At 33.5% G+C, this 10491-nt stretch carries 6 protein-coding genes; 1 reads left to right on the forward strand and 5 read right to left on the reverse strand.

The window, feature by feature from the left end; translation table 11 throughout:
- Nucleotides 1-44 precede the first annotated feature (44 nt).
- Nucleotides 45-1625 (forward strand): acyl-CoA synthetase MbcS, encoded by a 1581-nt coding sequence (mbcS, locus tag LQ609_RS08205; protein WP_239734571.1) that lies wholly within the window; start codon nt 45-47, stop codon nt 1623-1625.
- Between the two features lie 384 nt (nt 1626-2009).
- Here mbcS and LQ609_RS08210 read toward each other — a convergent pair whose 3' ends face one another.
- The 5 genes from LQ609_RS08210 to fadX all read right to left on the reverse strand — a co-directional run bounded on the left by LQ609_RS08210 (nt 2010) and on the right by fadX (nt 9921).
- Complete coding sequence (locus tag LQ609_RS08210) at nt 2010-3197, reverse strand: thiolase family protein (RefSeq protein WP_239734572.1); 1188 nt, start codon at nt 3195-3197, stop codon at nt 2010-2012.
- A 31-nt stretch (nt 3198-3228) separates the two neighbouring features.
- A complete protein-coding gene (gene fadB, locus LQ609_RS08215; protein ID WP_239734573.1) occupies nt 3229-5487 on the reverse strand; it encodes a 3-hydroxyacyl-CoA dehydrogenase/crotonase FadB in 2259 nt (752 codons plus the stop codon).
- Between the two features lie 54 nt (nt 5488-5541).
- Nucleotides 5542-6747 (reverse strand): acyl-CoA dehydrogenase FadE, encoded by a 1206-nt coding sequence (gene fadE / locus LQ609_RS08220; protein WP_239734574.1) that lies wholly within the window; start codon nt 6745-6747, stop codon nt 5542-5544.
- A 64-nt stretch (nt 6748-6811) separates the two neighbouring features.
- A complete protein-coding gene (gene fadD, locus LQ609_RS08225; protein WP_078357426.1) occupies nt 6812-8329 on the reverse strand; it encodes a long-chain-fatty-acid--CoA ligase FadD in 1518 nt (505 codons plus the stop codon).
- 14 nt (nt 8330-8343) lie between these two features.
- The gene (fadX, locus tag LQ609_RS08230) at nt 8344-9921 is read right to left on the reverse strand and encodes a fatty acid degradation protein FadX (protein ID WP_208143498.1); all 1578 of its coding nucleotides are present in this window, start codon (nt 9919-9921) and stop codon (nt 8344-8346) included.
- Between the last annotated feature and the right edge of the window lie 570 nt (nt 9922-10491).

Below are 10491 nucleotides of genomic sequence, written 5' to 3' on the forward strand. Positions count from 1 at the left end.
TTCACTGATAAAATAAAATAATAATAAAAAATGAGGAGATTAACATGAAAAATTCAGACTTAATAGCACCAGAAACATACAACATTGTTAATGAAATCGAAAAACATACTGCCGACGAATCTAAAGAAGCGATTGTTTTTGAAGATGTTGAAGGCAAAGTTCAAACTATTACTTATTCAAAACTTATAAAAAATGCTAATAGAGTTGGAAACATATTTAAAGAACACGGTCTTAAAAAAGGCGATAAAGTGCTCATTCTAATGCCTCGTTCAATTAAAACATATGAAATATACATTGCAGCACTTAAACTTGGCATTATCATAATCCCAAGTTCTGAAATGTTACGTACGAAAGATTTGCAACATAGAATCACACACGGTGAAGTTAATGCTGTAGTCGTAATCGATCAATGCACAATTGAATTTGAAGGTATTAAAGAATTCAATCAATTAACAAAATTTGTTGTAGGATCTAAACAAGAAAATTGGATATCAATTGATGATGAAATACAAGAAGCTAGTGAAGAACTAGTTGTTGATGAAACAAAAAGAGATGATATCGCAATTTTATCTTATACATCAGGTACAACAGGACTACCTAAAGCTGTTATCCATACACATGGTTGGGGTTATGCACACATACAAACTGCACCAAAACACTGGTTAAGTATTACTGAATCAGATACTGTTTGGGCAACTGCTGCACCTGGATGGCAAAAATGGATTTGGAGTCCTTTCTTATCAATTCTAGGTTCAGGTGCAAAAGCATTCGTATATAACGGTAAATTTAACGCAGCAAAATATTTAGACTTACTAGAAAAGCACCAAATAAACGCATTATGCTGTACACCAACAGAATATCGTTTAATGGCTAAGTTACCAAATTTATCTGACTATACATTAGAAAATCTTCACAGTGCTGTATCAGCAGGTGAACCATTAAATAAAGAAGTAATAGAACAATTCCAAAGTAACTTCAACATTAAAGTAAGAGATGGATATGGCCAAACTGAAAACACATTACTTATTGCATTTTTAAAAGATACAGAAAGTAGACCAGGAGCAATGGGTAAAGCAATACCTGGTAGTCACGTAGCAGTTATCGATGAAGACGGTGAACCTATAACAAATGGAAAAGTTGGCGACATAGCCGTTTCATTAGATTCACCATCATTATTCAAAGGATACTATAAAGATGAAGAACGTACAGAAAAATCAAAACGAGGCGACTATTATGTAACTGGAGACCGCGCTCAATTAGACGAAGACGGTTACTTCTGGTTCATGGGTAGAGAAGACGACATCATCATTAGTTCTGGATATACAATAGGACCGTTCGAAGTAGAAGACTCTTTAACTAAACACCCTAAAGTACAAGAATGTGCAGTCGTTGCAAGCCCAGATGAAATAAGAGGTAACATCGTAAAAGCATTCGTTATCTTGCAAAACGATATCACTGGCGATGATGAACTCGTAAAAGAATTACAAAGCTATGTCAAAAAAGATGTAGCACCATATAAATATCCAAGAGCAATCGAATTCGTAACTGAATTACCAAAAACTAACTCAGGCAAAATCAGACGAATAGAATTAAGAGAAGCCGAAAAACAAAAATATAATAAATAGTATCATAACGAAAATGAATAGAAGCTGGGACAATTAATTGTCTCAGCTTCTTATTTTATGGCATTAAATTTGGAAATGTCTTAGATTAACTTCTGAGTTAATCTACAACTTGCCCTATCTCTTCGATTAACTTCTGAATTAATCTACAACTTACCCTATCTCTTCGATTAACTCCTTAATTAATCTACAACTTATGCCATCTCTTCGATTAACTCCTTAATTAATCTACAACTTATGCCATCTCTTCGATTAACTCCTTAATTAATCTACAACTCGCACCATCTCTTAGATTAACTTCCAAATTAATCTACAACTTACCCTTACAACTCAATTCCTCTAACTAAAAAAAGCATTCGATTCAAAGAATCGAATGCTTTCTACTTATTATCTTACATATTCAAATATACCTGCTGCGCCCATTCCTACTCCGATACACATTGTAACCATACCGTATTTAGTGTCTGGTCGTTTACTCATTTCAGATAATAACTTACCTGTTAACATTGCACCGGTTGCACCGAGTGGATGTCCTAATGCTATTGCACCACCGTTAACGTTTGTTTTATTAATATCTAAACCTACTTCATTTATTGAAGCTACTGTTTGTGATGCAAATGCTTCGTTTAATTCTACTAAATCGATATCATCTACTGATAGGTTTGTTAATTCTAATACTTCTGGTATTGCATAAGCTGGTCCAATACCCATTAATTTAGGATCTACCCCTACTGCTTTGAACCCTACAAATTTAGCTATAGGCTTGATTCCTAGTTCTTTCACTTTGTCTCCAGACATCAATACTACAAAACCTGCACCGTCTGTAAGTGGTGCCGACGTACCTGCTGTTACTGTACCATCTGCTTTAAATACGGTTCTCAATTTAGATAAAGATTCTAAATTTGTATCAGGTCGTATTAATTCGTCTTGTTTAAATTCTTCTTTTGTTATAGATGGTCCATTTTTATCATAGCTCACTTTATGCACGTTTATAGGTATAATTTCATCTTCAAATTTCCCTGATTTTTGTGCTTCAGCTGCTCTTTTATGGCTTTCTACTGCATATTTGTCTTGTGCTTCTCTAGAAACTTTATATGCTTCAGCAACCATTTCAGCTGTTAATCCCATTGGGTATGAAACGCCAGTATCCGCTTCTTGCAACTCTGGACTATTTGTAGGTTCATTACCACCCATTGGTACTGCACTCATAAGTTCTACACCACCAGCTACGAGCACATCAGCTTGATCTGACATAATTTCATTTGCTGCAATTGCGATTGTTTGAAGTCCTGATGAACAATAACGATTGACCGTTTGACCTGGAACTTCATTTGGTAATCCAGCAAGCAACGCAATTGAACGTGCGATATTTTGTCCTTGTAAACCTTCAGGAAAAGAATTTCCGACAATGACATCTTGAACCATGCTTGGATTAAATGAACCCCCAACTCTATTAAGTACTCCTTTTAATACTTGAGCTGCAACCTCATCAGGTCTTTCGTGAAATAATGCGCCACCTGGTTTAGCTTTCCCTGCAGCAGAGCGTCCGTATGCTACTATATATGCTTCTTGCATTGATATCCATCCTCTCTTATTCAGCTACTCATTAGTTACGTAAAGGTTTTCCTTTTTCTAGCATGTGCGAAATACGATCATAAGTTTTTTCGTTTTGTAAAAGTGATAAGAAACCTTCTCTTTCAAGCTTTTGAATATATCTTTGATTGATATACGTATTACGTGGTAAATCGCCACCTGAAAGTATATGAGCTACTTTTAAAGTGATTTCATAATCATAATCACTAATAAAGTGACCGATTCGTTGAGCATCTAATTGAGCTTGAGCTAACGCTTTGAAATCTCTACCTAATGCTGGATATTGAGCTTTAGGTTTAGGTACATAGTTTGTTTCAGATTCATAACGTGCTTTATTAAGTGCCACTTCAACACGTTTTTCTTTTTTGAAAATAATTGTATCAATGTCTCTTAAATAGCCATATTTCTTAGCTTCATATGCATTTGTAGAAACTTTAGCTAAACCTACATTCATAAGAACTTTAGAAATAGATTCTTGTTTATCATCATTTTTGTGATCAGTTCGTAATGTTCTGTCTACAAACTCAGCTAATCCTCCACCTGAAGGTAATAAGCCAACACCTGTTTCAACTAAACCAATATATGTTTCACTCGCTGCAACTATAAATGGTGAGTGTAATACAATTTCACAACCACCACCTAATGCTCTACCGTGTATAGCTGTTACGATAGGTTTAAGTGAATATTTCATTCTACCGAAACTTTCATGAAGTTTATCAATTGCAGGTCCAACAAGCTCTTCTACTTTTTTGCTTTCGTGCGCTTTTTTCATTAAGTATAAGTTTGCTCCTACACTAAAGTTGTTTCCATCAGCGTATATGACCATACTTGTATAATCTTCTTGTTCTAATAAATCGATAGACTCAATTAAATCACTTGCAAAGCCATCAGAGATAATATTATTTTTACTTTGTATTTTAAGTAATAATTGATCTTTATTGGCTACTGATAAATTAGAATCTTCTCTATTCCAAACTTCTCGGTCTACAAAAGCTGAAGTAGGTGTTACGCGTTCGATTGTTTCATCTTCCTTATAGAATGAACCGTTTTGTTGTTCAATCCATTCAGGTAATTCACCAAGTTCTTCTTTCATTCTTGTTTTAACGCGTTCAAATCCCATTAAGTCCCAAAGTTGGAACGGCCCTTTTTTCCAGTTGAATCCCCATACAAGTGCACGGTCTATATCTTTAAAGTCTGATGCAGCTTTAGGAACGTTAATTGCAGAATAATAGAAATTATTTCTTAATGTTTCCCATAAGAATTTACCTGCATCATCTTCAGCATTAAAGATTACATCTAAATTCGATTGTAAGTCTTTGCCGAATTTTGCTAGTATTTCAAATTTAGGTTGTTCAGGTTGAACATATTCATTTGAATCAATGTCATAAACTAGTCTCGTTTTTTTATCTTTTTTGTAGAAACCTTGTTTTGTTTTACGACCTAACGAACCATTTTTAATAAGTGTGTCTGCAATTTTTGTATCTTTAAAGTAAGGTTTTTCTTCTGGTACTTTTTGCAGACCACTTGTAACAGCAACCGCAATGTCTAAACCTACTAAATCTGACAAACCGTATGTTCCAGTACTAGGTCTACCAATTGCTCTTCCAGTTAAAGCATCTACTTCAGTAATTGAGAATCCTTGATCTTCACCACGATACATAATATCGTTCATCGTTTGAGTACCCACTCTATTTGCAACAAAGCCTGGCACATCGTTTGCAACTACTACACCTTTACCTAATACTTCTTCTACAAATACTTGAGTTCTTTCAACTATTGCATCTGAAGTATTGCTATTAGGGATAACCTCTACTAATTTCATAATACGAGGCGGATTAAAGAAATGTAGTCCTAAAAATCGTTCTTTATCTTTTTTATCAAAAGCTTTAGAAATCGCTTCAATCGGAATACCTGAAGTATTTGTAGCAAATACTGCACTATCTTTTGCTACTTGAGTAACTTGTTTCCATACTTGATGCTTAATATCTAATTCTTCTTTCACCGCTTCAATATAAATATCTGCATCATCTTCACCAGTTAAATCATCTTGGAAATTGCCATAAGATAAATTTGATGCAAATTCTAAATCAAATAATAATGGTCTTTTAGCATCTGTTATTACGTCATATGCTTTTTTAGAAATTTTATTTGGATCTTTTTCATCTATTACTATATCTAATAATTTTACTTTTAAACCTGCGTTAACTAATAGTGCAGCAATTTGGCTACCCATAGTACCTGCACCTAGAACGGTTGCTTTATTTATCGTCATAAAAAGTCCTCCAAATTAATTTATTCTGAGATTATATTGTGTCATTTAGTTAGACTAAATAAATGCAGAATCGCCAGTCAATGCACGTCCAATGACTAATGCATTAATTTCATGTGTTCCTTCATATGTGTAAATTGCTTCTGCATCTGAGAAGAATCTCGCAATGTCATATTCTGCTAATATTCCGTTACCACCAGTAATACCACGACCCATTGCGACTGATTCTCTTAATCTAAGGGAATTCATCATTTTGGCAGTTGAAGTGGCTACTTCATCGTATTCACCATGCTCTTGCATTCTTGCAAGTTGTGCACAAATTGCCATTGAGTGAGATAAATTACCTTGCATCATTGCTAATTTCTCTTGAATCAATTGATATTTACTAATTTCTTTACCGAACTGTTTACGCTCTGTTACATAATCAAGTGTTGCACGTAATGCACCTGCCATAGCTCCAGTTGCCATGTATGCTACGCCAGCACGCGTTGAATAAAGTATTCTTGCTATATCTTTAAAGCCATTAATATTTTGAAGTCTTTGGTCTTCTTCAACTTCTACATTCTCTAACTTAATAATAGTGTTCGGAATAATTCTTAATGCGATTTTATTCTCTATAACTTTAATATCTACACCTTTTTGTTCAGGTTTAACGATGAATCCTTTTGGTTTACCTGTTTCAACATCTACAGCATATAAAGGCATAACATCAGCTAAATTCGCACCGCCAATCCATTTCTTCTCACCATTTAAAATCCATTTATCACCTACACGTTTTGCTGTCGTTTCAAGACCACCTGCTACATCCGATCCATGTTCTGGCTCTGTTAAAGCAAAGCATGTTCTTAATTCATGTGATTGTAACTTAGGAATATAGTATTCAATTTGTTCTTTACTACCACCGAACAAGAATGAATTATGACCTAATCCTTGGTGTACACCTAATAATGTAACTAAAGATACGTCAAATCTAGCTACAACGTAAGATAAGAAAAATTGGAATAATTGACTCGTCGTTTTAGCACCTTCACGGCCTTCAAATAATAATGGATTTTGGAAATAGTTTAATTTCCCCATATCATCAAAGAAGTCTTCTGGTACAGTAGCGTTTACCCAATGTTCATTAATAGTCGGACGATATTTTTCTTCTAATAAATCATTAAGTTGTTTTAAAAACTTTACTTCACCTTCAGTTAAATCTTTTGAAATATTCAATATATCTTCTGGAAATATTTCTTTTAACATCTCTAATTTTGTTGGCATATCTATGACCTCCATATATTATTAAAGCGCTTACATTATTATTTAAAAATTTTTCAGACTATGATCAGTCCTCTTTATTATTTAATTTTTCAGCTTTTCTCTTCATCATTTCTTTAACTTCTAATTTATTAGGTTTAGATGTTGCTGTTAAAGGCATCTTAGTAACTGATAAATACATTCTAGGAACTTTGTAACTCGCTAAATGCTCTCTCATATGTTTATCTAACTTTTCTTCAAAATCAGGATCCTTTTCAGTTAGCAATACTGCAGCTGAAACCGATTCTCCAAATTTCTCACTTTCAAATCCAACAACTACACATTGTGCAACAAGTGGATGATCTGAAAGCACTGTTTCTACTTCAGATGGTAGTACATTTTCTCCACCTGTAATAATTAATTCTTTACGACGGTCTACGATAAAGATATCGCCATCTTCGTCTATTCGTGCAAGATCTCCTGTTAAGAAGTAACCATCATGAAAATTCTTGTCAGTCTCTTCTTGTTTATGCCAATAACCTGGCGTTACCTGTTTACCTTTAATTGCTAATTCACCGATTTCTCCTACTTCTACATCATTAAACTTCTCATCAAATAATTTCAAATCAACGTACATTACTGCTTTACCAATACTCATAGGCTTTTTAAGAGAATTAGACGGTGTATTCAGTAATGCAAGCGGTGCTTCAGTTAATCCATAACCATTAATGATATTTAAACCCATGCTCTCAAATTTTTTCTGAACGCCTGGTAATGGTGCTGATCCACCTTGAACAAGAAAATCTATATTATCAAAATTTTTCAGATTAAAGTTCGGTGCAACTAACATCGCATAATACATAGTTGGTATAAGCGATAAGTAATTAGGTTTATATTCAGCCATTAAGTCATTAAGTTGTTCACCCTCAAAGTATCGATGTAATACAAGCGAACCACCAGACATTAACAACGGTAACACTAAATCATTAAGTCCAAATACATGGAACATTGGCAATGAAACAATTGATACGAAATCTGAATTGATTTTATAAGTAAGAACTGTATTAATACCATTTGCAGTAAATGAATCATATGTGAACATGACACCTTTTGGCATACCAGTTGTACCACTTGTATACATCAATGAAGCTAACTCGTCACCTTCAACATCTACTGTATTGAAAGGTTTGTGATTCTTAGGGTTTACAACTTCATCATATTCTGGTGAATCGATATCCAAATGCAAATAGTCATCCGCAATACCTTCTAAGCTACTTAAATGTCGATTGGCATAAAATATTAGTTTAACACCAGAATCTTCTATTACACTTTCAATTTCCTTTGAATTAAGTCTCCAGTTCATCGGAAAGTATACTGCACCCATTTTAAATGAAGCGAATAATAAATCTAATAATGCGACATCATTTGGAGCGAATATACCAACAACGTCCCCTTTTTGAACGCCTTGTTCTTGAAGATGATTTGCTAAGTTCTCAGCACGAATATTCAACTCTTGATAACTCCACTTTGTACCTTTTAATGGATCGATAATTGCTGCCTTTTCCTCATCATAATGCGCTCTTGTTTTAATCCAATCGTAATTCATATTAAACTACCCCCTTATTTGTTTGAACCATTGCCTTTAATGTATTGATGTAATCCTCCCCAATTTTCTTGATAAATATTCTGATCTGTCACTTTAAGTTCATCAGCAATGATTGGTTGAAATGCTAAGTTTGCTAGTATATCCCGTTCTAAATCTAACCCAGCAGCTATTTCAATCAATTTCAGTCCATCATCAGTTAATTGGAATACAGCACGTTCAGTTACATAATAAATCTCTTGCCCTAATTCTTTAGCATAAGATGCATTGAAATCCATATTATGCACATTTTCAACAAACTTTTTCGAGTGTCCTTCTTGTTCAATAACTAATTCTTTATTATTGCAAGTAGCCTGACTTCCGACTACCATTGTTCCCGAGAATACAATTTTCTTAACAGTTTGGCTTATGTCGATGAATCCCCCACAACCATTCATTCTATCGCCATATTTTGAAACATTGACATTGCCAAACTGATCAACTTCAGCAAAGCTCAAGTAAGCGATGTCTAAACCACCGTTATAAATAAAATCCCATGTCATTTCATGTCGCATTTTAGCATCTAAGTTGTAATTCAAACCAAAGTTTTGACCACTGCCAATCATGCCACCAAATACACCAGTATCTATATTCAGCTGTACAGATTTTTCTACTTTTTCCTCAACTAATAAATTAGAAAGTTCGTTATTTATACCAAAACCAATACTTACAACATTTCCTTCATTTAAAAATTGAGCAGCACGTCTTAATATCACTTTTCGAGTACTGAATTTATTAACTGGTTCAGGCATGCTGAGCACTTTGTACTCACCAGATATTGCCGGATTGTAATAATGTTGAATTGTTTGTCTATGAAGTTTCGGGTCATCATTTATAAATACATAATCCACAAGTTCTCCAGGTATAAATACTTCAGTTGGTTTAAAACTGCCATGTTGTACAATTTCTTTAACTTGGACAACCACTTTCCCACCATTTTGATGAGCAGCTAAAGCAACACCGTATCCTTCACCTAGATGTGCTTCTTGGTGCATATAAATATTCCCCTCGTTATCAGCGTATGTACCACGAAGCAAAGCAACATCAACTTTAGGAAAATCATATTGTAAAAATTCTTCACCATTTATATCTAATAAAGAAACAATATCTTCCTTAGTCATTTCATTCACTTTTCCGCCAGAGTATCTTGGATCCACAGAAGTGTGTAACCCTATTTTAGAAATCATGTTTGGAAACTTATTTGATGAATTTCTATAGTGAGTAGCTAATAGACCTTGTGGAACGAAATATGCTTCTAAATCATTGTCTTTGATTGCCTCAATTGTTTTAGGCGAACCAATAATAATACTCATAATAAGACGTTTAACCATACCTCTACTAACAAAAGAATCTAGATCATATCCATCACCACGATAATCGCTTATATCATTAGCTAACATAAATGTTAAATCATCAATATTTCCAAATTTATCATGGGCATTAACAATATGTTTTAAAACATTAGCTGGTAAATTACTTACCGATAAAGCAGCAAGTGCTATGACATCACCAGTTTTAACTATATCTTTTAAATCATCGAACGAAGCAATTTGCATACCATTATCCCCTATCTCTCATTATTACAATCAATCCATAAAAGACCTCCCCAACAAAATGTAAGCCCTTACATATACAAATATAACATAGTGTAAATATAAATTAAAAGTAAAAAGGTATACAACAATATCTTTTTAATAACTAAAAATAAATATTTACAACTAGCACTTAGTACCTCCTCACATACTGTAGATATAATATTTCAAAAAATAATCAAACCCACATGACAAGTGAATTTTTAACTATATAAGTAATGTTAAGGAAATATTTAACTATATTTATATAGTTTTATGAAGTACACTTAATTATTTATTACATATCTATTTATGACGATATACTAGATAATAAGGGGGAAATAGTATACTTTTATCAAAAAAATTCAAAATAATAATATTTGATAAATTAAATATTATTATTCAATCTCTTCGATTAACTAACGAATTAATCTACAACTTTCCCTATCTCTTAGATTAACTAACGAGTTAATCTACAACTTACCTCATCTCTTAGATTAATTGCCGAGTTAATCTACAACTTACCTCATCTCTTAGATTAATTGCCGAGTTAAT

Origin of the sequence: Mammaliicoccus sp. G-M28, from assembly GCF_022386595.1 — a bacterium.
GTDB lineage: Bacteria > Bacillota > Bacilli > Staphylococcales > Staphylococcaceae > Mammaliicoccus > Mammaliicoccus fleurettii.

Coding starts and splice junctions, on each gene's coding strand:
- LQ609_RS08210 (WP_239734572.1), bottom strand. CDS start 3,197: ATGCAAGAAGCATATATAGTAGCATACGGACGCTCTGCTGCAGGGAAA.
- mbcS (WP_239734571.1), top strand. CDS start 45: ATGAAAAATTCAGACTTAATAGCACCAGAAACATACAACATTGTTAAT.
- fadX (WP_208143498.1), bottom strand. CDS start 9,921: ATGCAAATTGCTTCGTTCGATGATTTAAAAGATATAGTTAAAACTGGT.
- fadD (WP_078357426.1), bottom strand. CDS start 8,329: ATGAATTACGATTGGATTAAAACAAGAGCGCATTATGATGAGGAAAAG.
- fadE (WP_239734574.1), bottom strand. CDS start 6,747: ATGCCAACAAAATTAGAGATGTTAAAAGAAATATTTCCAGAAGATATA.
- fadB (WP_239734573.1), bottom strand. CDS start 5,487: ATGACGATAAATAAAGCAACCGTTCTAGGTGCAGGTACTATGGGTAGC.